Source organism: Nitrospira sp., from assembly GCA_024760525.1.
Lineage (GTDB): Bacteria > Nitrospirota > Nitrospiria > Nitrospirales > Nitrospiraceae > Nitrospira_D.
The window spans coordinates 3,328,644-3,353,207 of record CP060499.1; the positions used below are offsets into that span (position 1 = coordinate 3,328,644).

The 24,564-nt window shown below is 55.3% G+C and carries 18 protein-coding genes; 4 read left to right on the forward strand and 14 right to left on the reverse strand.

Annotated features, from left to right (window positions below; translation table 11 throughout):
* Positions 1 to 10: 10 nt before the first annotated feature.
* From H8K04_15670 to H8K04_15695, 6 genes are all read right to left on the reverse strand, one after another.
* A complete protein-coding gene (locus tag H8K04_15670) occupies positions 11 to 613 on the reverse strand; it encodes a DUF3332 family protein (GenBank protein UVT15237.1) in 603 nt (200 codons plus the stop codon).
* Positions 614 to 740: 127 nt separating this feature from the next.
* Positions 741 to 1,241, reverse strand: a complete 501-nt coding sequence (locus tag H8K04_15675) for a metallophosphoesterase family protein (GenBank protein UVT15238.1) — start codon at positions 1,239 to 1,241, stop codon at positions 741 to 743.
* Positions 1,238 to 2,380, reverse strand: a complete 1,143-nt coding sequence (locus H8K04_15680; GenBank protein UVT15239.1) for a M48 family metallopeptidase — start codon at positions 2,378 to 2,380, stop codon at positions 1,238 to 1,240. Before H8K04_15680 ends, H8K04_15675 begins: the two co-directional genes overlap by 4 nt.
* Positions 2,381 to 2,664: 284 nt before the next feature.
* On the reverse strand, positions 2,665 to 3,348 hold the full coding sequence (locus tag H8K04_15685; protein UVT15240.1) for a TIGR00266 family protein: 684 nt from the start codon (positions 3,346 to 3,348) through the stop codon (positions 2,665 to 2,667).
* Positions 3,349 to 3,502: 154 nt separating this feature from the next.
* A complete protein-coding gene (locus H8K04_15690) occupies positions 3,503 to 4,987 on the reverse strand; it encodes an amidohydrolase family protein (protein ID UVT15241.1) in 1,485 nt (494 codons plus the stop codon).
* Positions 4,988 to 5,095: 108 nt separating this feature from the next.
* Complete coding sequence (locus H8K04_15695; protein ID UVT15242.1) at positions 5,096 to 9,163, reverse strand: hypothetical protein; 4,068 nt, start codon at positions 9,161 to 9,163, stop codon at positions 5,096 to 5,098.
* A 1,149-nt stretch (positions 9,164 to 10,312) separates the two neighbouring features.
* Here H8K04_15695 and H8K04_15700 point away from each other — a divergent pair.
* The 4 genes from H8K04_15700 (at position 10,313) to H8K04_15715 (ending at position 14,563) form a co-directional block, all read left to right on the forward strand.
* Positions 10,313 to 11,896, forward strand: a complete 1,584-nt coding sequence (locus H8K04_15700) for a hypothetical protein (protein UVT15243.1) — start codon at positions 10,313 to 10,315, stop codon at positions 11,894 to 11,896.
* 207 nt (positions 11,897 to 12,103) lie between these two features.
* A complete protein-coding gene (locus H8K04_15705; GenBank protein ID UVT15244.1) occupies positions 12,104 to 12,457 on the forward strand; it encodes a PilZ domain-containing protein in 354 nt (117 codons plus the stop codon).
* A gap of 133 nt (positions 12,458 to 12,590) precedes the next feature.
* The gene (locus tag H8K04_15710; GenBank protein UVT15245.1) at positions 12,591 to 13,787 is read left to right on the forward strand and encodes a hypothetical protein; all 1,197 of its coding nucleotides are present in this window, start codon (positions 12,591 to 12,593) and stop codon (positions 13,785 to 13,787) included.
* A gap of 5 nt (positions 13,788 to 13,792) precedes the next feature.
* Positions 13,793 to 14,563: a DUF72 domain-containing protein gene (locus H8K04_15715; protein ID UVT15246.1), complete on the forward strand. Its 771-nt coding sequence runs from the start codon at positions 13,793 to 13,795 to the stop codon at positions 14,561 to 14,563.
* 74 nt (positions 14,564 to 14,637) lie between these two features.
* Here the strand turns inward: H8K04_15715 and H8K04_15720 are convergent, their stop codons facing one another.
* The 8 genes from H8K04_15720 to H8K04_15755 form a co-directional block, all read right to left on the reverse strand.
* Positions 14,638 to 15,495, reverse strand: coding sequence for a hypothetical protein (locus H8K04_15720; protein UVT15247.1), 858 nt, complete (start codon positions 15,493 to 15,495; stop codon positions 14,638 to 14,640).
* 85 nt (positions 15,496 to 15,580) lie between these two features.
* Positions 15,581 to 15,931 carry a hypothetical protein gene (locus H8K04_15725; protein UVT15248.1) on the reverse strand — a complete coding sequence of 117 codons (351 nt, stop codon included), beginning with the start codon at positions 15,929 to 15,931 and terminating at the stop codon, positions 15,581 to 15,583.
* A gap of 203 nt (positions 15,932 to 16,134) precedes the next feature.
* Positions 16,135 to 17,004 (reverse strand): hypothetical protein, encoded by an 870-nt coding sequence (locus tag H8K04_15730; GenBank protein ID UVT15249.1) that lies wholly within the window; start codon positions 17,002 to 17,004, stop codon positions 16,135 to 16,137.
* A 551-nt stretch (positions 17,005 to 17,555) separates the two neighbouring features.
* Positions 17,556 to 18,428, reverse strand: a complete 873-nt coding sequence (gene sucD, locus H8K04_15735; protein ID UVT15250.1) for a succinate--CoA ligase subunit alpha — start codon at positions 18,426 to 18,428, stop codon at positions 17,556 to 17,558.
* A gap of 97 nt (positions 18,429 to 18,525) precedes the next feature.
* Positions 18,526 to 19,704, reverse strand: a complete 1,179-nt coding sequence (gene sucC, locus H8K04_15740; GenBank protein UVT15251.1) for an ADP-forming succinate--CoA ligase subunit beta — start codon at positions 19,702 to 19,704, stop codon at positions 18,526 to 18,528.
* 176 nt (positions 19,705 to 19,880) lie between these two features.
* Positions 19,881 to 21,464 (reverse strand): FAD-binding protein, encoded by a 1,584-nt coding sequence (locus tag H8K04_15745; GenBank protein ID UVT15252.1) that lies wholly within the window; start codon positions 21,462 to 21,464, stop codon positions 19,881 to 19,883.
* 76 nt (positions 21,465 to 21,540) lie between these two features.
* Positions 21,541 to 22,251: a (2Fe-2S)-binding protein gene (locus H8K04_15750; protein UVT15253.1), complete on the reverse strand. Its 711-nt coding sequence runs from the start codon at positions 22,249 to 22,251 to the stop codon at positions 21,541 to 21,543.
* 72 nt (positions 22,252 to 22,323) lie between these two features.
* The gene (locus tag H8K04_15755) at positions 22,324 to 24,552 is read right to left on the reverse strand and encodes an NADP-dependent isocitrate dehydrogenase (protein ID UVT15254.1); all 2,229 of its coding nucleotides are present in this window, start codon (positions 24,550 to 24,552) and stop codon (positions 22,324 to 22,326) included.
* Between the last annotated feature and the right edge of the window lie 12 nt (positions 24,553 to 24,564).

Genomic DNA, 24,564 nt, shown 5'->3' on the forward strand with positions numbered 1-24,564 from the left:
CTCTTACCCCTTAGAGTCTCTTCCAGATCTCTAACTCGTTCGGCATCGACGAACGGCCCTGAGCAATGGATTCCAGCTGTCCCAGGCTCACCTGCTTGACCACTCGGCACTCTCCGTCAAGAAAGCGGATGTTGCCGTCAGCATCATGCTCTGCCTCCGACAGTACACGTCCGTTTTCATCAATCAGACGATAGCCTGCAGAACTGGCTACGAGTGTGGCACGGCGTTCGACGATCCCATGGCGCTCGTACGTCACGATTGCCCCATCATCCGGTGGCGTCCATCGGATCGTGGTTTCACCCAAGGTGGTCACCTTCGTGCCATCACTACCAAAATCGGACGCCTTGATCGGGCTTTCTCCGGTCCAAAAGTGCATCGCATTGAAGATGAACGTATCCAACAGCGCCGAGAACATATAGGCGGGGATGATCAGCATACCGAAGAACACAATTTCCCTCATCCACTTATCATTGATTTGGCCACTACCTTTGACGTTGCTGTTCCAGTGATAGACATTCTTCGTAAGATTGAACGGACCATAACATGCGGTGCTCGCGGTTACGAACGACATCAATACCACCGCAACAACAAGCCGGCGAAATAATCTAGTCATCGTCTCTCCCCTTTCTCAAAACACGACAAGACGGACCAACAGCCGCCTTCATAAAGTTGGATATTGATCTAGCATCATACGAAGGCACACTCAATTTTCCCATACCTTACACTTTCAGAGGGTTAGACTACTCCAACCTATCTTTCAATTTGATATGTTTCGTTAACAGTCTGGTCCCTATCGATATCGCTCCTATCATCCTGGGCAATGTGAACCGTCTTGGACCGGCCGATCCCGGGTTGAACAAAAGCGTCTCTCCCAGCCATTCGTTTCTCGGCTGATGGGTGTGGCCGAAAATACAAATGTCCGGATGCGTACGATCCAAGAACGCTCTTCCCTCTTTGGTGAGCTTTCCACCTTCGTACAGAATGTGGCGGATGGCAATCCGAATGCCGGCCAACTTGATCACTGTCTCACGCGGAAATCCGCTTCGTTCATACTCATCGACATTACCGGAAACGGCGGTGACTGGAGCAATCGTCTTGAGCTGCTCGATCACGGATTGCCCACCGATGTCGCCTGCGTGAACGATATGATCGACACGACGAAAATGTTGCTCGAGCACCGGATCAAAGAGTCCATGGGTATCCGCCAGAACACCGATACGAAGTGTACGTGAGGCACTCATGAGCCCGCACCGGCCTGCCCACCGAGCGACGCTCGGACCTTGCCCCACTCGAATGTGAAGGGCTCAGGCCGAAACTTCGGCATGGCCGCAAGCTCAGCTTTCAACCGCTCGGCCCTCGCGCCACTCATGGGATGGGTGGAGAGCCACTCGACTCGTCCCTCGTCCTTCTCCGCGAGTCGTTCAAAGAACGTAATCATGCCGGAGGGATCGATCTTGGCGCGATGTAGCAGTTGAAGACCGGTCAAATCCGCTTCGGTCTCTTGTGCCCGGCCGAACTTCAGCGTCACCAATTCAACGCCGAGTTGCTTCATGACCTGGCCGAGCCCTTGCTGACTCCCCAGTACGATCGAGACCACGGCCACAAAGCCCAGTTGCTTCACGATACGTTCGAGTCCATGCCGCTGCAGCACATGGTTCAGCTCATGCGCCAATACTCCCGCCACTTCTTCCGGATTTTCCGCTTTTTTCATCAATCCGGTAAAGACCACGACGTAGCCACCTGGCAGGGCAAACGCATTCACCACGTCACTCTTCACGACGGTCACATCGAATGTGTAGGGGTTATCAGGAATCTGACTAGCCAGGCGACCGGTCATCTCCTTGACGGCCGCGACGGCCTGGCCGTCTTTCACAATCTCCTGAGCGGCAAGGAAATCATGATAGGCCGACTCCCCCAGCTTCTGCTCCCACGCTACCGGGATTCGATCAACGGCCAGTTCGACCAGCAGGTCACTCCCAAACCATAGCCCCACCATCAAGGCCAGAAGAGTCCCTCCGACGATACTCCATACGATCCGGTGCCGTTGACGTACACGGCGGACTTGTTCCACCGCCTGTTCAAGCGGCCTATTTAGATGATCAGGTGCTGCCTGCCGGAACGCACGAATCACATCGGAGCTCTTGAGATACAACGTTCGCTGCCCTGTGGGCCCTGCCCATTTTATGACGAGGTGATCGTGGTCCAACCCTCCTGCTGAAACCGCCATACTTGAAAACGGCACCGATTCCGACTGCTTGTGATCGGCCTCAGAGGAAAAAGTAATCGTAAGCCCATGGCCTTCGACATGGACAAGGCAAGGCGCGCCACTGGCAGGAAATTCTTCCCCGAAACAGAGTGCGTTGGGATGGAATGCGGTCATGGTGTGGTTCTCGATTGATTCATTGGCAGCGGAATGTTCTCGAGCCGATGCTCAAAACAGCTGCTGATCTCACCCGCCCACCCCGGCGCGCCAAGACGCGCCTTTCCACAAGCAAGGCCGCAGGCGTCGTAGTGTTCACCCTCTCGCCCTGAGCTGCCAAGACAGCTCTCTCCTCGTGCGGGAGACGTTGAGGATTGAGTCGAACCGAGAACGAAGCTTGGGAACTGGCGCGTCTTGGCGCGACTGGGTGGGGAGGGTGATACCGTAGGCTGTTTCAGCATCCGCTATTCAGAGACTGGAATGAACTGTCGTACCCACGCACCAAACCCGCCTGGGTTGCGGCTCTGGATATAGACAACACCCGGCCCGCGAAATCGGCAGACAAACCCTTCACCGGAAGTGAAACTGGCTACCCACCCGGAAGTGGCTTTTTCGATGTTATACGACGTCGTGGTGGCCCATGCGACCAGATGACTATTGTCGACAATATATTCCTGGCCGGGTTTCAACTCGATCTTGTGAATGGCCCCGAAGCTGTTCAGAACGAGCATCCCCTTCCCGCTCATCTTCAGAATGAAGAATCCCTCGCCACCCAGCAGCCCGCGACTCATGCTCTGCATCTGACTGTCGATGTTGATGCTATCCGCTCCCGCAAGGAATCCATCTTTCTGGACCATGTACTCGTTGACCCCATCGAGTTCCAGGATGACGATTTCTCCGGGTACGGTGGGAGCGAGCAAGGCTTCTCCGGCGCCTCGGCTGGCACGCAGCGTCTGAAAGAAGAACTTTTCTCCGGTGAGAAACTTCCGCGACAATGCTCCGAGAAATCCACCTTCCATTTTGCTTTCAATGTCGATGGTCGGCGAGCAGGCCACCATCGCGCCTGACTCTGCCTTGATGTGCTCTCCGTCTGCCAACTCCACACGCACCATCGGGAACGCGCCGGGATAAAGAATTTCACTCTTCATCGTTCCTCCCCTCTTTCCTTTACTTCACCCATCCGCGGGCGAAGTTGGTCGATGTCTCGTTGCGCGCATGCACCGACCACCGACCGTGACCTAGCTCTATAATCAATCCTGTGTGCGCGGTGCGCGAGCAGGAGACACGACCTGATCCGCCCGCTCACCCCACTACCCATCCATAGACCCGTTGACTCGGTTCCGGCCCCTCTTGTAGATAGCTCATCCTCAGCCGACCCAAGGCGTCCTGCGGCACCTCACGTCGTTTCGCCTCGGCGTCGACACCGAAAATCTTGGCGGCGTTCAATCCGAAAATCCGTTCTTTGACCTGCCTTGTCAAAGGAAGATAGCGATGATTCTCGATCAATTGATCGGGGATCTGGAACCGCCGGAACGCTTCGATCTGCCATTGCGGCGTCCCATACCAAATTGAATCTGTCCCCCACAACACGTGGTCCACACCGAATGCGCGGGTGATCTGTCCAAGCAGATGCGCGCAGATCAGTGGATGTGTCGTCACCAATTGCGCGAAGGTGGAACCCAACTCCATATAGATATTCGAGATTCCCGGCTCCTTTTCTTTCATCCGGCAGAATTCTGTCGTCCACGGAATCTCGCCCGTTTTCGCAAACACCTGATCGACAGATGCCACGCCTCGGAGCCCGGAGTGATACACCAAAAAGTCAAGATCGGGGAAGTCTTTGGCCGCTTTGATCAGATCTCTCGGATGGTTGTAGTCCGGCACGGGACCGAGGGGCAATCCCTTGTGGACACATACCCGCTTCACCTTGAGCTTTCGAGCCTGTTCCAACATCGGATAGGCGATGTGTTCATCGTCCATCCACCAGCCTCGGTCGAATCCCTTCGGGCAAGAACCGGTATAGCATTTCCACGCATCGATCTTGAGGGTTTCAGCCTGCATCGCCATGAATTCCAAATCGGCCGTACCCAATTGGGGAGTTGCCAGCCCGTGCGCCAACATCCGTTGCGAACCGGCCAACCGATTGATCTCATCCCGAATATGAGCCATTTCCTTAGGCGGAACGACGGCTTCTTGGGGATATGGTCCGGGCGGTGTGCTGATCAACCCCACGGTGGTTTCACTATCGAGAAACACCTCCTTTACAAAATTCTTCCACGACAAATCATCGATGGCTCCTCGATCTCCTCCCAACCTTGGGTTCAGCCCTGCTTCACGGATGTGTCGTCTCAGCGAGATCAAGGCCTGCTTAGAAACAGCACCTTTGCGCTTGGCCTCGACATCGGACGGGTCATAGCCGGAACTGACATAGTGCGTTTGCACGTCAAAGATAAAATAGGGCATCCCTTGTTGCTCGGCAAACGCCGCCGACTCGAAGAGCTCAACCTCCGTGGTGTTGAAATATCGTCCAAACACGGCATTCATGGCCAGCAACGCAGCCGCCATTCCACCCGTTGTTTTCAGGAACCCTCGCCGAGTCAACCCTGCTCGAACCGCCGCCATTTCGGACAGCTCTGTCGCCAGGTGCTCGACGGCCTCTTGCGCCGTGGTCTGGGGGACAGGACGAAACTCTTCATTGGAGACAATCTGTGTAGGAATAGGGGTGAGACACGTCATCCCCTGCTTCATCGAAAGACGGTCCGACGATAGGTTGGATGGATACCTCATGGAGCCTCTTCGTCTGAGCAGCACGCGGTGATTGTGTGGAATACCGGCAGCGCTGTCAAGCAAACGATTCAAGAACAGGGTAAGAGCGAATGTGAGACGGTAAAGGCCTTATCTCGACTTGGATGAACCTGTCGAAGATTTCGTCGAAGGGACAGTCGATTGAGCAGCGGGGATTCCCACGACCACGTCCAACTGCGGATCGGCATCTTGATCTTTCCCGTCGTGCCCGACACTGTAGAACACACCTTTCTTCATGTTCACCAGCATCGGCAGCCCTGTATAAGGGTCATAGAAATTCTGCCCGGCTTTCGCCATACGAGCGAGAAGATCACCGTCTGCGGGGCCACGACGGAGCCAGGCCTGTAAACTGGCAAGCCGAAGATGGGCATCCGTGTCGACGACGAATCCATTGTACAAATCCCAAGGCGCAAGCGGTTCAAGACCTACAACGTTTTCGATCGGATTGGTGAAATAGTCCATCAAGCCGGATGCAGGGAAGTGGATATACTCCTTCCACTTCGGTAAGGAACCATAGCGTCCTTCGCCGGCAGCCTTATAAGAGGCTTCGTAATACTCTGCATAGTCGTTGAGACGGCGCTGCTTCGGCAGGGGAAGAGCCGAAGCCACCGTAGCATGAACCGCTTGTTCCTCGGCTCTTTCCACCTTCAACTGCGCGTCGTATGTTCTTGAGGCGGAGACCAATTCGCTTTGCATCGGCCAGCGCATCGAGAGTTCACCCTGGTCAAGCGGTCGAAGGAACTTGGTGACACGGCCGAGGTATTTGCCATCAAAATCGGAACGGACGAGAAGTCCCGACGCAACCGCAATGTCGTCATTGATCGCCTGCAGCGCCAGCATTTTTACCGGAAGGGTCTTTGCCTGGCCGAGTACGATACGCCACGCTTCCATGTCCGTCTCCAGTCGGTCGACGCCGACATCTGTACTTTGTACGAACCCATCCGCCAGATTGAGCTGGTGAGCAAAGACCATCGCGGCACATGGGGGCGTGACGGTTTGGCCATAGCCCCAGTCTTCGAAAGGAAGCTTTTTCCATTGATCATACCGATTAAGCAGAAGCTGATTCTGACCAACCCATCCTTTGATGGTCTCCTGACGAGATTTGAACTGGTTGATGGGATCCGAACTTCGGAACCAGCCACGAATGACGCTTGCCGATGCATTCGATCCTTCCATCGACTTCGATCCGGAATTCCCAAAACAAGCCAATGCCATCTCACCACGTTTGGCACCAGGCTTCCGGTCATACCCCGCCTGTACAGGATCTTGATCTGCCGGTGCCTCGATTCCGAGCAGGAGCAGATAACCGTTCTTTTTGTAATCAGATAGAGTTCGCTGAGGAGTCGTCGTGAGACTGTGATACAGCGGTGACGGTGCCTCTTCCATGATGAGCCAGGTCACTGCAACGACACCGATTCCCAACGCGACAAGCGCCCCGGAAAGCACCACAAGCCCCACCAGCGTCGTCACGATGGCACGCGTGGTCGAGAAGCATGAGCTGACAAATCCTACAATCGCGGCACGGATTCGGCTCAGTGCTGATCCGACTTTTCGGTTCGGCTTCGGCTCAGCCGCTCGTTCTCTCGTCTCTGCTTTCCTAACATTCCGGCTCGATTCGAAGAGCACGTCAACGGCAGAGGCTGCTGCCGACATCGGCCGGCCGACTTCCTCTGGACTCGATAGTTGCGGCGACACGTGCACAACCGGAGCAACGGAGGGCTGTTCGACGAATCGAATTGATTCTTCAGTCCGTACATATTCTTCTTGCCGAGGCGCCGGCTCAGGCATAGGCACTCGCGCTTCAACGGATGCTGCTTCCTGTGGTGGGCTTTCCCGCGGCTGATTCTCGGTCGCTTCCTTTGCGACAGGCGGGAATACCGCGATCTCATGTGACGGCTCCCAAGCTGCCTGTTCCTTGAGTACTGACGGAGAAGATTGAATTTTGTCAGTCTCTCTGTCCGTGATTTCGTCAGAAGGTTGTAATGAATGAGCAACAGGCTCTGCCGCGGATTCCTGAAGAGGGTCCGGGGGGGCGGCCGTAGGCACCTCCATCATTATTTTCAAGGGCGCATCGGGGTTCGCAGGATAAGGTTCTTCCGGAGGGACCTCCACATTGTCCACGATCGGTTTGTCGGTAAACATCGGCGGGATGGGATCTGAGACCGATGTGTCCGAGATCGGCTCCTCCATTGCAGGAGTCTCCGCTACAGCAACTTGCTCAGGCTCTACGAAAGTAGACTGCTCTCCTTCTGTTTGGACCGGAGCCAGCCCCACATCGCCGGCTCGAATGTCCGGCTCCGGCGACACGAGCGATTGGGGAGCTTGACCTATTGAGGAAGAATCCGTTTCTGCAACAGGATAAGTTGGTGGAAGCGGTTGGGATTGACTTTCGCCAGCCGTTGGTATCAGGTCTTGCTCAGCTACTTCGCCTAATCGATCTAGCGTCGGTTCCACGCTCTCTGCAATCGGCTCATCCGTCTGAGCCGGAGGGATCGTGATGACTGATTCCTCAACTTGATCCCATGGCATCGGCGCAATGGTAAACTCGGAGGTGGGCTTGTCTCCAAGCGAGGGTTCTCGTTTCCCTTCCGGTATCTCAACCGATGGATTCTCAAGCAACGGTTCCTGAAGAGAAGAAACCGTCGGAGTTTCCGTTGTTGCCTCTTCGGCACGAGCTGGTGTGAGCTCCGGCTGAGAGGTCTTCGGCGAATCGTCCTTTCCGAAATTCCAGGCGCTGTTGAACACCGATGCCCATGAAAATCCCGGCTGCTTCCACGGCTCTGAGCTCTCATTTCCTGAAGCTGGTGCCTGGCTTGAGGAGGTTCCGGTACCGGATGGCGTTTCCGCAAGCGACTCATGAGAATCGGTCTCGATAAGCTGCGGACTGGACAATCCCGCAGTTTGTTGCGGCTGAATTGGTTCTGAAGGCAATGACCCCGTCTCCAAGGACGGAGGTACACCTTCAACCCGTGGAGCGGGTATGTCGTCATCATGTGGGCCATCCACTGGCGTGCTGATCGGAGACCCTTGTGCATTCACCGAATCTGTCAGTGCGGAAACCATTGATGCACAGGCAGCATCTGCAGACGTCTTCGGTTGAGACTCCTCCTGCAACCGGTCTTGCTCATGAGCCAGGGCAGGATCCGCTGCCGACACAATTGGATCGGACCCTGCTTGTATTTCCGAGATCTCAGCCACGGAATCAGATGGCGAAACAGATGATGAGGAATCTGCGGAAATACCCTGTCCGGAAGGATTGCTTATTTCCGCTCCATCCCGAGCGATTCTAAATTCCTGAGCTGAAACTTCATTCGGCGCCTCAGGGTGCACTTCATTGATCCTGCTTTCGGCTGACTGAAGTAAGAGTGGAGCGGAAGGCGATGCGTCTCCCACTAACGAAAACGCCTCGTCTACAGGATCATCCGTAGCCGCAGGCGAGTCTGAAATGGACCGAGAATCAGCCGAGGCGGCTGCTACGGTAGAGAATCCGGCCGCATCCGGAGAATGCTGAACCTCCCATGGCATTGCCCCGGTCACCGGCTCCGGCATGGACGAACCACCCTGACTCTCTGCCGTCGAAGAAAGAGGTGGGGCAGCGGTGGTGTCACCGGTATTGCCAGGCTGGCGAGCCAACAATTCTCCGGTTTGTGCGTCAAAGAAAGAAGCGAGACGGAACGCCACGGGGCTCGCAGGAGCGAGTTCCCGTATTTTTACATAGAGCTGAGAGGCATGGTGTGGATTTTCGGTATCAGGATCTTCGATCAAGATATCGACAGCCTTGCCATACTCGGCCACGGCCTCGAGGGCATCCCCTTTTTCTTGATACAGCGCCCCAAGCTTTTCTAAGAACGGAACACATCGAGGACCTGCCACTAAGTATTCACGAAGCAGAGATTCCGCGAGCCAGTAGTCTTGACGTTCAAAGGCTTCGTGAATGAGCGAATCAAAGGCCTGTCTCGCCGGGATGAGACTCCCAAGTCGAAGATGCAGTGTGGCAAAAAGCCGCCTTGCCTCCATGTTTTGCGGATCGAGTGCGAGTAATTCTTTGAGAGCAGTGGAGGAACGCCCATATTTCCCGGCGTTCATTTGGGTAATGGCCTCTTCAAGGAGAGCGGTCTTCCTGCTGTACCCGACCACACCGCGCTTTTGAGCACGCATGGCCTGAGTTTTATTCGCTTTTAATGGGGGTTTCTTATTCGACAGCACAGTACAACCTTAGCAGATTTCCGCGCTGTGGAAGCCTGCAACGGCGACCTGGTCCGCTGCTCTAAAGCTCTCGAAACTGGCTGTTCGCCCAGGCAAACTTGGGACGAGAATGCAATCTAGGTGCCTTACGGCTTGAATGAACCGCGCAGAAAAGGTTTTTAAAATTAACAGCTTATACCCTATCCCCTTCCACAAATTTGCATCACCCATCCATTATTGGACGGTCCCGCTTTGTGAAGAAGGAGGCATAAGACTTCGGATACACATCCAACGAAGTCGATCAATCAACAGTGAAACCAAACATATAAGCGCAGTGTTGCGAAAAATGGATCTAGGTCTGCGCTCGAAACATCGAGCCCACTTGTAAGTACATCATCGCCGTCGTAGAGCGTAGATAAGGTTCTAGGTACAAACTCGGTAGCCATCACATGGTTCAGAAGTCAATCGTGGCCCAATTTCGAAAATATACCCTGGGACAAGCGTGTTTTCTCGCTCATGACAATCTCTGGCCAAAACCTTTCCACATCGAAGGCAATTTTGAATTCCCTCCCATGAGACATCTCCGATAAGATGCTGAGTGGGTACTGGGGACTCGCTTATGCTGTCCGGCATCAGAACATGGCGTACTTCGAGCATGAGACGCCACGCATGATCTGGTGATGTAAGCTCTGCCCCATCCAAAACAAGGACCAAGAGCCCCAAGGCGCGTATGGGGTCACCATTCGCCTCATGAAGCAGTTGCTGAGTAAATGCCGCAACTTTCTCCTGTACGGTCTTCGGATCCATCGTTGGACTCGCCCCCTTCACCTCACCTTCTCCTATCGGCTATTTTGTGCAAGGAATTAACAGGCATGGAAACCGGCCTGTCCCTCACCCCCTGCCCCGTTGCCTGGACAGTGGAGAGCACGAAATGACCTTCAAGTCGGCGGTAACTTCGACAGAATCCGCCAGACAATCATTGAGTAAGCCTTTCCTTTCATAGTTTTGCCTCAGACCCTCCCTCAAATAATTGCATCCTGGTTGTGTCATTCGATATGCGTATGATACGGTCAAACTTTGTTATCTGACTCGGCTGATATCACGGAATCACTAACCACCACTGTGCGACATCGTTCAAACTTAAAACATGCATTAGGAACGACCAGGGGACTTGGAGTCTACCTGGCCTTGTTCCTCCTGTTTCCTTTGGTCTTCCCTTCTGATCTTTTTTCACAAGGAACGGGAGCTCAATCGACCAAAGTCGCCCTTGATTTCAATGATGTTGACATCCCCGTTTTTGTTCGTTTCATCAGCGAGCTCACCGGAAAAAACTTTGTGTTGGATGAAACCATCAAGAAACAAGGAGGAAAGATTTCGGTCTTCTCTCCCAGCAAGGTTTCCGCCGATCAGGCGTTCAACATGTTCGTGGCCGCATTAGAAGCGGCCCGCATGGCCGTTGTCCCAAAAGGAGGCAACCTCTATCAGATCGTGCCGATGGGCGACCTTCCGCCCGAACGCGGCGTGTTTGTGTATAAGCTCAAACATGCCAATGCGACAGACCTGGCTGCGGTGCTGACAAATCTGGTGGCTCGCTCACAAACCGTTGCACAAGTCACTCCTGGTGTTCGGCCTCCGATCAGGCCCCTGACGGAATTTGAAGCCCCCGTTCAAGTGTTTGCCGATAAGGCAACAAACTCTATTGTCATCAGCTCGACCAAAGCCGCCTGGAGTCGTCTTCAAACCGTGATTCGTGATTTAGACATACGGCGCAAGCAGGTCTTTGTGGAGGCAGTTATTTTGGAGGTTCAAGTTGACCGCCTGCGACAAATCGGTACTGACCCCACGCAAGTTCTGGGTGCAGGGAAGTCAGGATTTTTGCAAGGAATCGGCGGATTGAACAGGGCACCGGAAGATCTTGCCTCCGTGGCTCAGGCCATCAGTGGCGTCGCTGCGGGAGGCGCCACCGGCGGCGCAGTTACCGTGTTGAACACGGTCAATGTCCGTGCCTTCATGAACTTACTGATGAACCTTACGGATACCAATATTCTTTCCACACCTCAGGTCCTCGCTGCGGACAATCAAAAGGCGAAGATCGTCGTCGGTGAGAATCGTCCATTCCCAACCGGTCAAGCACAAGGCATCACTGGTGGAACTCTTGTGACGATCGAACGGAAAGACGTCGGTGTCACATTAGAATTGACGCCACAGGTGCTTGAAGATGATTTGATCCGCCTTGAAATCAAGCAAGAAATTACAGCCATTGCCGAAAATGTGGCGCAAACGATCGGCTCCGGGGCGGCAACCATTCCTGTCGGCCCCACCACTACCAAACGATCCATGGAAACAACGACAATCGCCCAAGACCAGCAGACACTCGTGGTTGGTGGGCTGGTACGTGATAACGTCACCCTCAGCGAAAGGAAGATTCCTCTCCTAGGGGATATTCCTTGGTTGGGGTGGTTGTTCAAATCCCAGTCTCGCCAAATTGAGAAGTTGAATCTTCTCGTCTTTCTCACTCCCCACCTTGTTCGGGACGATGCGGATATGATCGAATTGAACGCAAGAAAAGCTAAAGAGGTCAACATCTTACAACGAGATAACCGTATTGAGGAGCCTACAAAACTCAAGCAGGATGTGATTGAGCGCCTCGAACTTTCTCCGGCAGTTCCTCCTTCTTCGCCTGCTGAACGGCCCAACAAGCCATAACGCGGACGAATTCTCGACACCAAGTGAATGTAGAGAGGGGCATTCTTTTGGTAGCTGACCAGCTACTGACGGGAGTGTCCCCTGATTTTCAAGAGCATTGCGGGAATTGTTGAACTGCCTACTTCGTATGCCCTTAGGCCCCTCCTCCGGGGAATGGTCCCATTCCATCTTTCCCGATAGACTCCGTACCTAACGGAGGGTATGAGAATGGTGGACACAACTGTCAACTGGCGAATCCATCCCCGGCTTCCTGTGGCATATCCCGTGATCTTTGGAGGCGCCCCATTCGTAGGAGAGGGGACTGTCTCCGACCTTTCCCTTTCCGGCTGTGCAGTGACCTGTGATCGGACAGTCCTGTCCGGGAGCTACATTAAACTGAGCGTCCTCTTACCCGATCCAGCCTCTTCTCTATTTATCGAGTTGGGAAAGATCCGCTGGGTTCGCGAAAATACCTTCGGCGTGGAGTTCATCCGCTTGCCGACCATCGCCCGTCACCGACTTGATCGAGTGATGACTGGAGGTCTGGCCACAGATCAAAACCTCCTCCCAGCGTTGACCTAACCCTCAAGTCCTTCTTCGAAATACTCTTCGCCCGGATCGTACATTTCGCTATGCCGCCTCTCAGAAATCCATGATTCAATCCATACCGCATGGTACAGTGAAGGCGGATACTGGATGACGATTGGTGGCCACTATGATGCATCCCCTTCGTTTCGATCTCCCCGACTATGACATTTCACCGGAGCGAGGCTTTCTTCCCGAAGAACCTGTTAAGGGCCTTCCTAACTCTCCTGAGCTGAACTTTGTCGGGGAGGAACTACCGAAGCTGCTCGTCGCGCGAGCGGTTCGGCGATTCATCGACGAGCAATTTCAGCAGAGCGCAGTCATTCCCCAGACATGGCAACGTGAGCACTATAAAGCCGCAATGCGGATTCTTTCGTTCGCCGGCCACGCTTACGTATGGGAAATTCCGGACCAACCGGCGCCGATATTGCCACCCCAACTTGCACAGCCCTGGTTTGAGGTTGCCCAGCGGCTTGGCCGGCCACCGGTACTATCGTACGCGTCCTATGCCCTCGACAACTGGCGAAGGCTCGATCCGGAGAAGCCGATCCAAGTCGATAACATCGTCTTGTTGCAGAATTTTCTCGGCGGTCAGGACGAAGAGTGGTTTGTTGTCGTCCACATCCAAATCGAACGACAAGCAGGCCCGGCATTGGCTGGACTTCTCCACGCGATGCGAAGCGCAGTCGAGGAGAAGGAAGACGAAGTCTTGTTGGGCCTTCAATCGTTAGCGACAGCCCAAACCGCCATGCGCGATACGCTTATCAGGATGAAGGAGCGCTGCGATCCATATGTTTACTACACGCGCGTGCGACCCTACATTCATGGGTGGAAAAACAGCCCCGCCTTGCCATCCGGTCTCGTATATCAGGGGGTGACAGCCTTTAACGGTGCCCCGCAGCAATTCCGCGGTGAAACCGGCGCTCAAAGCTCTATCGTGCCCTGCCTTGACGCCGGGCTGGGCATCGTTCACGCCCCGGGTCTTCTGACTCTTTATCTGCAGGAAATGCGTGAGTACATGCCTCCGCGTCATCGGGCATTTCTGGAAGCATTGGAGCAAGCCACTGATGATCGGGGCCGCCCGGTGCTCCTCGGTTACGTGCGGGATCGAAAGCTCCGACATCCTGCTCTCTGGGCCGCTTACCGAAGCTGCATTGAGCTTCTCGCGCAGTTTCGCGAGATCCATATCGGATATGCCGATAGCTACATCCACCGTCAGCAGCAATCGCACACCAGCAATCCCACCGCCGTAGGGACAGGAGGCACACCCTTCATGGCGTACCTACAAAAGCATCTCGACGAGACACGGCAAGTGTTGGTTGAGTAATTAGTATGGCCAAGGCCTCCATCGGTCTCTCCGGTTATTCCTACAAAGCATGGCAAGGTTTACATAGGTTTTATCCACCAGATATCAAGCCCGCTGAATTTCTCCGCTACTATGCTTCTCGGTATTCAACGGTTGAACTCGACGGAGTCTGGTATCGGCTCCCAACCGAGAAGACGGTGGAAACCTGGTCTCAAACAACACCGCCGAATTTTATTTACGCTCCGAAAGCACATCGAGAGATCACACACCTCCGCCGCCTGAAGCTGGAAGGATTGCCGACGCTGATGGCGATGCTTCAACGGCTCGAACCGCTTCGCAAGATGGGCAAGCTGGGACCGATCCTGCTCCAGCTGCCTCCTAACTTGAAGCGCGATGACGGACGACTGGAGGACTTTTTAAGCCGTCTACCATCGACACATCGGTGGGCCATAGAATTTCGCCATGAGAGTTGGCACACGGACGAGATCGAACAACTCCTCCTCCGACATGCTGTCGCGTGGGCAGCCGTCGAGACGGATGAACAAGAGGTGGAGCATCGAGACACGGCGGACTTTCGGTATGTGCGGCTGCGAAAAACCACATACATTGAGAGAGATCTCAACCGATGGGTGGAACGATTTCAGGAAGCATTACAGAAAGGGAAGGACTGCTTTGTCTATTGCAAGCATGAAGACGAAGGTTCGCCCTGGCTGTGGGCAGATAAGCTGATTCGGCTTCTGAATCTGTCGAGAGCTTCAACCAACATAGTGGAGGAGAAAAACGACGGCCAGTTCTAGAAGTTGTCCGGAGCCGGACGGCTGAGCCTTTCGCGAACTCTGCGCGATGAAACCAGTGTGATGCGTCTGTAGGCTTATGGTTTGATGTCAAAGTGAATCGACATGCCCGCATGCACAAGAATCGTATTGATCGTGGATTCATAGGGATTAAGAGCAAGTTGCCCTTGCAACCCACCATCAAAGGCAGGGCCGGACTTCCCGAACCGATCCGTCGTCAGCCCGGTGTGATCGGCATGGATATACTTCGCCTCCACAAACGCCGCCACATACTTGAAGATATGCGCCTTGATTCCGCCCACTCCCATAAACGCGACCGCCGTATCCCGTTGTTCAGTGATGGCGTTGGAAAAACCCGTCCCCAGTTGTGAACCTGGCTTCGTCGCCATCTGATGCGCTCCCACGCCGATCCCGACGTACGGATGCCACCGCCCGTTGGGATAGGCTTCGGAAATCGCCATGGGGTAGCGAATCAGGAAATTGGAGCCGACGTAGATGCCATTGACTTCGGTCGTGGTGCCCGATCCCGTTGCGGGATCACGATTATAATTGTCCTGGCAGCAGGCCACGTCCGCATACCAAATAAATCCGGTGATTTCCACGCCGAGATCGAATCCTGCCAACTTGTTTCTGGTTGGAAACCAGATCCCCGCGTTGCCTCCGACTGAGTGTTTCGTCTGATAGTCGACATCCTTGACCACCGTCGGTGTGGTCCCGTCCGTAAACGTGGCGTCCGCACTGCGTGGAATTGCTATGCCCGCCATAAAGGAAAAATAGGGCTCGAGCGTCCCGGAGGACATGGTCGGGGGATTGGCATCAAGCGATGTCGCATAGGGATCGGCGATCCGTTGGCTGGACGGATCTTCCGCCCGGGTAAGATCCGCAGAGCCGAGGACACAGAGGAGACAAATCATCGCCGAAATTCTCGCTTTCATTCATCGTCCTCCCACGGTAAAGCAACCATGTTCTTCGACGAATCTGGGTTGCGCAATCTGAGATCCATCAGTCGATCGTCGTTGGTCAGTGCGGCGAGACGAGTGACGCTGCGTACGACTCGACTCGACCCCCGGTTCGGCGGTTGCAGTGCTTGGCATGAACGTCCATCGATCCGCCTCTCAGAGCGATCAGGAGGGGATACTCTTCTCGCATCGTAGGGGCGAACGGCGCCCACAGTAGCAACCCCGCCTTCAGTTTTGAAAATAGATAAAACGGATTGGAGCTATCGGTAAATCCAATATCCCATCGGACATGCGGACAGGGCTGTGGCGATGGATGAATCGACTCTGTCTCCAGCCTGCACTCACCGTCATCACCCGCCGTGCTTTCGTGTAGCGCCTCAGAAATGCGTTCGTAGTGAGCTTGTCGAACCATGAACGGAACAGCCTGAAGGTATGCGCCCTGCGACAAACTCAGAGCGATTAACTGTCTGAGGGGTTAAAATGGGAGGTCATGCTAGGGATCAACCAAAACCATGTCTGGCCCGATTGATGGGAATGAGGTGAGGAGAAGGAGGATTAGAGACGAGAACGAGTGGCCCCCACCGTAAGCGGTGGGGGGACGTATCCGGCACGACGCTACGGCTTCCAGTCAAAGTGAATCGACAAGCCCGCATGCACCAAGACCGTATTAATCGTGGATGTATATGGATTCATAAAAGGACCGACCGCATTTACTAAACCGCCATCGGGGCTCTGTGCGAACCGATCCGACGACAGCCCGGTGTGATGGGCGTAGAGATACTTCGCCTCCACAAACGCCGCTACGTACTTGAAGAGATGCGCCTTGATTCCTCCCACTCCCTGAAACCCGACCGTTGTATCCCGTTGGGTGGTGTCGGCGTTCCTAAGAGACCCCCCCCGGAATCCACCTGGCTTCATCCCCATCTGATGCGCTCCCACGCCGATCCCGACGTACGGATGCCACCGCCCGTTGGGATAGGCTTCGGAAATCGCCATGGGGTAGCGGATCAGGAAATTGGGGCCGATGTAGACGCTTGATATTTCAGTCGTGGTGCCGCGATTGGGGAATCCCCCATTGTTAGCGCCCGTGGGGTCATTATTATAAAAGTCCCGACAGCAAGCCACGTCTGGATACCAAACATAGCCGGTGATTTCAATACCGAGATCAAATCCTGCCAACTTGTTTCTGGTTGGAAACCAGATCCCTGCGCTGCCCCCCCATGAGTGTTTCATCTGATAGTCGACATCCCTGACCACCGTCGGCTGGGTCCCATCCGAAAACGTGGCGTCCTGACTGAACGGAATCGCCACGCCCGCCATGAGGGAAAAATAAGGCTCGAGCGTCCCGGAGGACATGGTCGGGAGGCCCGACGATAGGGCATAGGGATCGGCGACCCGTTGGCTGTACGGATCTTCCGCCCGGGTGAAATCCGCAGAGCCGAGGACACAGAGGAGACAAATCATCGCCGAAATTCTCGCTTTCATTCATCGTCCTCCCACGGTAAAGCAACCATGTTCTTCGACGAATCTGGGTTGCGCAATCTGAGATCCATCAGTCGATCGTCGTTGGTCAGTGCGGCGAGACGAGTGACGCTGCGTACGACTCGACTCGACCCCCGGTTCGGCGGTTGCAGTGCTTGGCATGAACGTCCATCGATCCGCCTCTCAGAGCGATCAGGAGGGGATACTCTTCTCGCATCGTAGGGGCGAACGGCGCCCACAGTAGCAACCCCGCCTTCAGTTTTGAAAATAGATAAAACGGATTGGAGCTATCGGTAAATCCAATATCCCATCGGACATGCGGACAGGGCTGTGGCGATGGATGAATCGACTCTGTCTCCAGCCTGCACTCACCGTCATCACCGGGCGCGCTTCCAGATGGCACGGCCGCACACCAGCAAACAACTCATTGAAAGGAAAGACATGACAACCGTCGCACCCGACTCACTTGCCCGGAGGCGATGGATCTCCCATCGAGATGACATCGACGACGTTGTGACAGAGGAGGATGCCAACGGAAGAATGTACCTGAGGAATTACCGTCCCAACGCTTGTTGGACCGCCGCGCCGATCTCAGCCGGATTCTTGACGACTTTGACGCCAGCCGCTTCCAGAGTTTTCATCTTTTCAGCCGCGGTCCCCTTGCCGCCGGAGATGATGGCCCCGGCGTGGCCCATACGGCGTCCAGGAGGTGCCGTGATGCCGGCGATGAAGCTGATCACAGGCTTCTTGACGTTTTTCTTGATGAACTCGGCTGCCTTCTCTTCGGCGTCGCCGCCGATTTCTCCGATCATGACAATGGCCTGAGTCTCAGGGTCCCTTTCAAACAGGGGTAACACATCCACAAACCCTGTGCCATTGACCGGATCGCCCCCGATACCGACACACGTCGTTTCTCCCAATCCCAAGGTGGACAATTGATGCACGGCTTCATACGTCAAGGTGCCGCTGCGGGAAACGACTCCGACGACGCCTTTCTTGTGAATGAAGCCCGGCATGATACCGATCTTCGCTTCATCGACCGTGATGACGCCGGGGCAATTCGGGCCGATCAATCGAACGTCGCGGCCTCGGAGAGCCCGCTTCACTTTCACCATGTCGTTGACGGGAATCCCTTCCGTGATGCAGATCACCAACTTGATTCCGGCATCGGCAGCTTCCAGAATTGCATCCGCACAAAATGGCGGCGGCACAAAGATCAGTGAGGTATCGGCCTCGGTCTTCTTGACCGCATCGGTCACCGTATTGAACACGGGAATGCCTTCTACTTCTTGCCCGGCCTTCCCCGGTGTGACACCGGCGACGACTTTGGTTCCGTATGCCTTACACTGGGTCGCATGGAACGAACCTTCCTTGCCCGTAATCCCCTGCACCACCACCCGCGTATTCTTGTTTACCAATATGCTCACGATTCCCTCTTTTCCTGTTCGTCTTTGTCAAGAAGGTGTGCCGGGTCGGGGCTCATACTGCGCGTATCAACCTCACCTGGCCCGGCGCGCACTTCTCCTACGCTGTCTTGCCTGTCAGCTTCACAATCTTCTGCGCCGCTTCCCACAGATCATCGGCCACATCGAGCTTGAGGCCAGATTCAGACAACAGTTTTCGACCTTCCTCCGCATTGGTCCCCTGCAGTCGAACAACCAGCGGCACCGTAATTTTCACTTCCTTAGCCGCCTCGATCACGCCATGCGCAATGCGTTCGCAACGGACGATTCCGCCGAAGATATTGATGAAGATGCCTTTGACGTTCGGATCTTTCAGGAGAATGCGGAAGCCGGCTGCCACGGTCTCCTTCGTTGCCCCGCCACCAACATCCAGAAAGTTCGCCGGCTCACTGCCGGCCAACTTGATCACGTCCATCGTCGCCATGGCGAGACCTGCGCCGTTGACCATGCAACCGATATTTCCGTCCAGCTTTACATAATTCAAGTTGTTGGCTGTCGCTTCGATCTCCAGCGGTTCTTCCTCGTTCAAATCCCGCATCTTCTGCACATCCTCGTGCTTGAAGAGGCCGTTGTCGTCGAACGAGACCTTGCCATCCAATGCCACCAACGTCTTTTCCTTCGTGATGATGAGCGGATTGATTTCAACCAGCGCCGCATTTTTTTCCATGAACAGGCGATAGAGATTTCCAAGCATCTTGACGAAAGAATTGATTACCGCCGGCTCGATATTCTGAAGCCCCAGAGCAAACGCCACATTGCGGCCGTTGTACCCTTGAAAACCGACCGCCGGGTCGATCGCTTCCTTGATGATCTTGTCTGGTGTTTTCGCGGCGACCTCTTCGATCTCCATCCCGCCTTCTGTACTGGCGATGAAGGTGGGCCAACCAGTGTCGCGATCAACGAGGATCGACAGATAGAGTTCTTTGGCAATATTGGCGCCTTCTTCCATCAAAAGGCGATGGACCTGGCGCCCCTTCGGGCCGGTCTGATGAGTCACCAGAGTCTTGCCGAGTAACTCTTTGGCGAAACCAGCCACTGCGCCCTTGTCCTTCGTAATCTTTACCCCACCGGCCTTGCCGCGGCCACCGGCATGGATTTGCGCCTTCACGACGAACACCGGTGTGTTCAGCTCGTCGGCCCAAGCCGTCGCGGCGTCGGCAGAGGTAATCTCTTTCCCACGCGGCACAGGCACTCCGAATTGCCCGAACAATGACTTCGCTTGGAACTCATGCACGTTCATTCTGTTCTCTCCCTCTCAGGACGGTGACGGGGATATGTCTCATGACGCAGGCTATCTTCACCCGCCTCCCCTGAGCGCGCTCTTCTTCCTTGCGCGCACCGACCGAAATCTTAGAGTCTGATTGAGCCTTGCGTGCGCGGCGGGTAAGCACACGAAATATCCGCGTCGCGGTTCTCTTATCCTACCTTTCGAGTGTAGGCCGGCAGGATCATCGGTGATACGACCCCGCTCACATTCCCATGCTTCGTGGCATCTTCGCGGAACTGTTGGAGATGGTTCAATGTGAGTCTTCCCTGCTTGATCGATCCGGCTCGTGAGGCGGCGGTCAGTCCAGAACGCTTTCCGAATACCATCAAGTCGAGCAGTGAATTGCCCATCAGACGATTGCGGCCGTGTAACCCGCCCGATGCCTCGCCGGCCACGAATAGGTTCTTCACGTTCGTTTCCGAATTCGTATCGATCTTGACGCCGCCGTTTTGATAATGCAGCGTCGGATAAATCAGCACCGGATCCTTGCTGATATCGATGCCGAAACGCTCGAATTGCAGCATCATGGCCGGAAAATGTTTCTCGACCGTTCCCGGTCCATGTTCCGCATCCAGAAGGGGGGTATCCAGCCAAACGCCCACACGGCCGGACATGGTTCGGATACCACGTCCTTCCTCACACTCGCGGATAATCGACGAAGACACGACGTCACGAGTATCGAGTTCATTCACGAAGCGCTCGCCCTTCGCATTCACGAGCTGACCGCCCTCCGAACGGATGCCTTCTGTGACCAAGGCCCCGATCAGCTGTTCCGGATACACAGCGCCCGATGGGTGGTATTGGAACGTATCGACATGCGCCAGCTTGGCGCCCATGCGGTAAGACAGGCAGAGACCGTCGCCGGTCGCGCCATAGTGGTTGCTCGTCGGGAACCCCTGAATATGCAGCCGGCCAATCCCACCCGTCGCGAGAATGACGGATTTCGCGGCAACGACGACATGTCGCTGATTGTCGAGGTCTTTGAAGATGGCGCCACTGCAAGCCCCGCTGTCATCACTGAGTAATTCGATAGCCGCTGCAAACTCGAGCAACTGAATTTTTTGATTGATGACCTCATCCTTGAGGACCCGCATGATCTCGAGGCCGGTGTAGTCGGAGCAGGTCAGGAGGCGAGGCTTGGAGCTACCGCCACCCTTCTTCACATGGAGGTTGCCGTCGGCCTGCCGATCAAATAGGACTCCTAATTCGAGCAACCATTTGGCGATCGCCGGTCCGTCTTCCACCATGACCTTGAGCAGGGCATGGTCGTTCTGCATGTGCCCGCCCTTCAGCGTATCGAGAAAATGGGTGACGGGGGAATCTTCCGGCGCCACAGAAATCTGCATACCGCCCTGCGCCATCACGCTATTGGAATCGCCAAGCCGCAATTTCGTGGCCAGGATTGTTTTGGATCCGGCCGCATGCGCGTGCAAGGCCGCAGCACAGCCAGCTCCACCCCCCCCGATCACCAGCACGTCGGTCGTATAGTGCGGCGTGAGATCGGCATTGTTCTGGATCGGACTGTCGCCCTCGAGCAATGTCGCCAGCTCAACGACGGTCTTGTCCCCTTCGTTGGGACCGAAGCGAATCGGCCGATAGGCGCTGGCGCGGTAATCCGGATGATATTTATGGATCAGCTGGTCGCGGTCTTCGGAAGAAAACTTCGGGATGGTCTGTTGACGGCGGGCATCCCGCGTCTTGTGCACGATCTGTTGGAGTGCGTGAATGTCCATGTCCGGCTTTGAGGTATCAGCCTTCAGCCACCGCGTCCATCGGAGCCTGAAAGCCGACGACTGACTGCTGCTTATGCTATTTCACCGTCGCACAATGATCGGCTAGTTCCTTCTCACTCATCTTGAGAATCCTGTTCCACTCGTCGCTGAACCGGCCATCCTGAATTTCCTTGATACGGGTATCGAGTCCCACCGGCTTCTCGGTGAAATGCGCTCCCTGCGCCCGGCTCACGTACAGCGCCACAAGATTCGGCGCGATGTCTGCGATACAGACCGGCGTGCACATGCCGCACATGACGCAGTCCATGAACATCTCGGAGACACTCTTGAAGTCACCGAAGACGGCTTTCCACACCCCTTCGCGGACATCGATTTGCTGCGGACAGGCTTCCGTACAGGCATTGCAATTCCGGCAAAGCGGCGCTTCCGGGTAGAAATTGAACAAGTCTTGCTTCGGATCTTGGAGCTTCTGGATATCGTACGTGGCCTTGCGCGCCGGGAACGGCGGCATCATCGTAAAGCACATTCCATCTTGCACCGCCGTCTGGCAGGCCAGACAGGTCCTGACTTTCGGATCGTCCTTCGTCCTATAGTAGGTCGCGCACGCGCCGCAGAATCCACCAAGGCAGCCGACACCACGGACGACTTCTTGGCCGGCATACCACATCGCCTTGATGACGGTGATTCCTTCCGGCACTTCCACCTTCTTGCCGGCGATTTCGATCGTCACCATCCGAGGCTTCATCACCTCAGGTTGATCGATTACATTGGTGTCTTCTTGAGCCATCGTTCTTTCCTAACACGTGAAGCGTAAGAGGCGAATGCCTCTTACGCCTTACGTATCTATCTGACGTGTCCTTTAGGCGATCGCGTCGATGATCTTGTTTAAGGTTGCGCTCGGGCGCATCGCCTTGGAAGCCTTGGCATCGTCCGGGTGATAATACCCACCGACATCCTGAGGCTTGCCCTGCGCCGCAAGCAACTCCTGATCGATCGTCTTTTCGTTGTCACCTAGATCCTTCGCGATCTTTTGGAACCTCTCCGCGATCTTCTTGTCCGCAGTTTGCGCTGCAAGCGCCTGCGCCCAATAGAGTGCGAGATAGAAGTGGCTGCCGCGGTTGTCGATCTCCCCGACCTTGCGGGCTGGAGACTTGTTGCTCTCCAGGAACTGCGCATTGGCCTGATCCAGCGTATCCGCCAGAATTTTCGCTACCGAATTGTTTCCCACCTTCGCGAGGTGCTCCAGCGAGGCCGCCAACGCAAGGAACTCTCCGAGCGAGTCCCACCGTAGATAGCCCTCTTCCTGGAACTGCTGCACATGCTTCGGCGCCGATCCACCCGCGCCCGTCTCGAACAGTCCACCGCCGTTCAACAACGGAACGATCGAGAGCATCTTGGCGCTGGTCCCGATCTCGAGAATCGGGAACAAGTCCGTGAGATAGTCACGCAGCACGTTGCCCGTGCAGGAAATCGTATCCTTGCCGTCCTTCATCCGTTCAATCGAGAAGCGGCAGGCATCGGCCGGTGTCATGATCTTGATCTCGAGACCGGTTGTGTCGTGCTTCGGCAAGTAGGCATTCACCTTCTTGATCAGCTCAGCGTCGTGCGCGCGATCCTTGTTCAACCAAAACACGGCGGGAGCTCCCGTCGCCCTTGCACGGCTCACCGCCAATTTGACCCAATCCTGGATCGGCGCATCCTTCACCTGGCAAGCGCGCCAAATGTCGCCTTCCTCGACCTGGTGCTCATGCAGGGTCGTCCCGGCTGCGTCGACGATGCGGATCGTGCCGTTCCCGGGGGCCTTGAAGGTTTTGTCGTGCGAACCGTATTCCTCGGCCGCCTGGGCCATCAGACCGACGTTCGGAATCGTTCCCATAGTACGGGGATCGAAGGCGCCATTCTTCTTACAGAACTCGACGACCTCGTGATACACCGGCGCGTAGCTCGAATCGGGAATCACACACTTAACATCCTGCAGCTTGCCCTCAGGATTCCACATCTTACCGGAATCGCGGATGACCGGCGGCATGGAGGCATCAATGATGATGTCGCTCGGCACATGAAGATTGGTAATGCCCTTGTCACTGTTCACCATCGCCATGGGAGGCCGCTTCTTGTAAACCGCTTGAATGTCGGCTTCGATCGCCTTGCGCTGATCGTCCGGCAGCGACTTGATCTTGGCGTACAGATCACCGAGGCCGTTATCCGGATCGACACCCAGCTTCTTCAGTGTCTCTCCATGCTTCTCGAAGACGTCCTTGTAGAAGACCGTCACGGCATGGCCGAAGATCTTTGGGTCCGAGACCTTCATCATGGTGGCCTTCATGTGGAGCGAGAAAAGCACCCCCTGCTTCTGGGCATCCTCGATCTGCTCTTCCAAGAACTTCCGCAAGGCTTTCACGCTCATGTAGGTCGCATCCAGCACTTCACCGGCCTGCAAGGCGATCTTCTCTTTCAGTACCGTCACCTTGCCGTCCGCGCCGACGAACTCGATCTTCGCCGTCGTCGCAGCGGGGATCGTGAGTGATTTTTCGTTCGAGCGGAAATCGCCACCCTTCATATGAGAGACGTGGGTCTTGGAATCCGACGGCCAAGCGCCCATTTTGTGGGGATGCTTCCGTGCGTAGGCCTTCACAGAGAGCGGAGCGCGGCGGTCCGAGTTCCCCTCACGCAATACGGGGTTGACTGCGCTCCCTTTCACTTTGTCGTAGCGGGCCTTGATGTCTTTTTCCTTGTCATCTTTCGGATTTTCCGGATAGTCCGGCAGTTTGTACCCCTGGCTCTGCAATTCCTTGATCGTTGCCACCAACTGCGGAATCGACGCGCTGATGTTCGGCAATTTGATGATGTTGGCTTCAGGTGTCTTGGCCATCTCGCCCAATTCGGCCAGAGCATCATGCTGCTTCTGCGCCGGAGTCAAGTACTCCGGGAACACCGCGATCACACGGCCCGCGAGCGAAATGTCACGCAGTTCCACCGACACCCCTGCCGCCTTTGAGAAGGCGTTGATGATCGGGAGGAACGAATAGGTTGCCAACATCGGCGCTTCGTCAGTCTTTGTATAGATAATCTTGTCTGCTTGTGCCATGGCTTTCCCCTC

Excerpts from the sequence above, each read along its gene's own strand:
- H8K04_15670 (UVT15237.1), bottom strand. The coding sequence starts at position 613 with ATGACTAGATTATTTCGCCGGCTTGTTGTTGCGGTGGTATTGATGTCG.
- H8K04_15675 (UVT15238.1), bottom strand. The coding sequence starts at position 1,241 with ATGAGTGCCTCACGTACACTTCGTATCGGTGTTCTGGCGGATACCCAT.
- H8K04_15680 (UVT15239.1), bottom strand. The coding sequence starts at position 2,380 with ATGACCGCATTCCATCCCAACGCACTCTGTTTCGGGGAAGAATTTCCT.
- H8K04_15685 (UVT15240.1), bottom strand. The coding sequence starts at position 3,348 with ATGAAGAGTGAAATTCTTTATCCCGGCGCGTTCCCGATGGTGCGTGTG.
- H8K04_15690 (UVT15241.1), bottom strand. The coding sequence starts at position 4,987 with ATGAGGTATCCATCCAACCTATCGTCGGACCGTCTTTCGATGAAGCAG.
- H8K04_15695 (UVT15242.1), bottom strand. The coding sequence starts at position 9,163 with ATGCGTGCTCAAAAGCGCGGTGTGGTCGGGTACAGCAGGAAGACCGCT.
- H8K04_15705 (UVT15244.1), top strand. The coding sequence starts at position 12,104 with ATGGTGGACACAACTGTCAACTGGCGAATCCATCCCCGGCTTCCTGTG.
- H8K04_15710 (UVT15245.1), top strand. The coding sequence starts at position 12,591 with ATGATGCATCCCCTTCGTTTCGATCTCCCCGACTATGACATTTCACCG.
- H8K04_15715 (UVT15246.1), top strand. The coding sequence starts at position 13,793 with ATGGCCAAGGCCTCCATCGGTCTCTCCGGTTATTCCTACAAAGCATGG.
- H8K04_15720 (UVT15247.1), bottom strand. The coding sequence starts at position 15,495 with ATGAAAGCGAGAATTTCGGCGATGATTTGTCTCCTCTGTGTCCTCGGC.
- H8K04_15725 (UVT15248.1), bottom strand. The coding sequence starts at position 15,931 with ATGGTTCGACAAGCTCACTACGAACGCATTTCTGAGGCGCTACACGAA.
- H8K04_15730 (UVT15249.1), bottom strand. The coding sequence starts at position 17,004 with ATGAAAGCGAGAATTTCGGCGATGATTTGTCTCCTCTGTGTCCTCGGC.
- sucC (UVT15251.1), bottom strand. The coding sequence starts at position 19,704 with ATGAACGTGCATGAGTTCCAAGCGAAGTCATTGTTCGGGCAATTCGGA.
- H8K04_15745 (UVT15252.1), bottom strand. The coding sequence starts at position 21,464 with ATGGACATTCACGCACTCCAACAGATCGTGCACAAGACGCGGGATGCC.
- H8K04_15750 (UVT15253.1), bottom strand. The coding sequence starts at position 22,251 with ATGGCTCAAGAAGACACCAATGTAATCGATCAACCTGAGGTGATGAAG.
- H8K04_15755 (UVT15254.1), bottom strand. The coding sequence starts at position 24,552 with ATGGCACAAGCAGACAAGATTATCTATACAAAGACTGACGAAGCGCCG.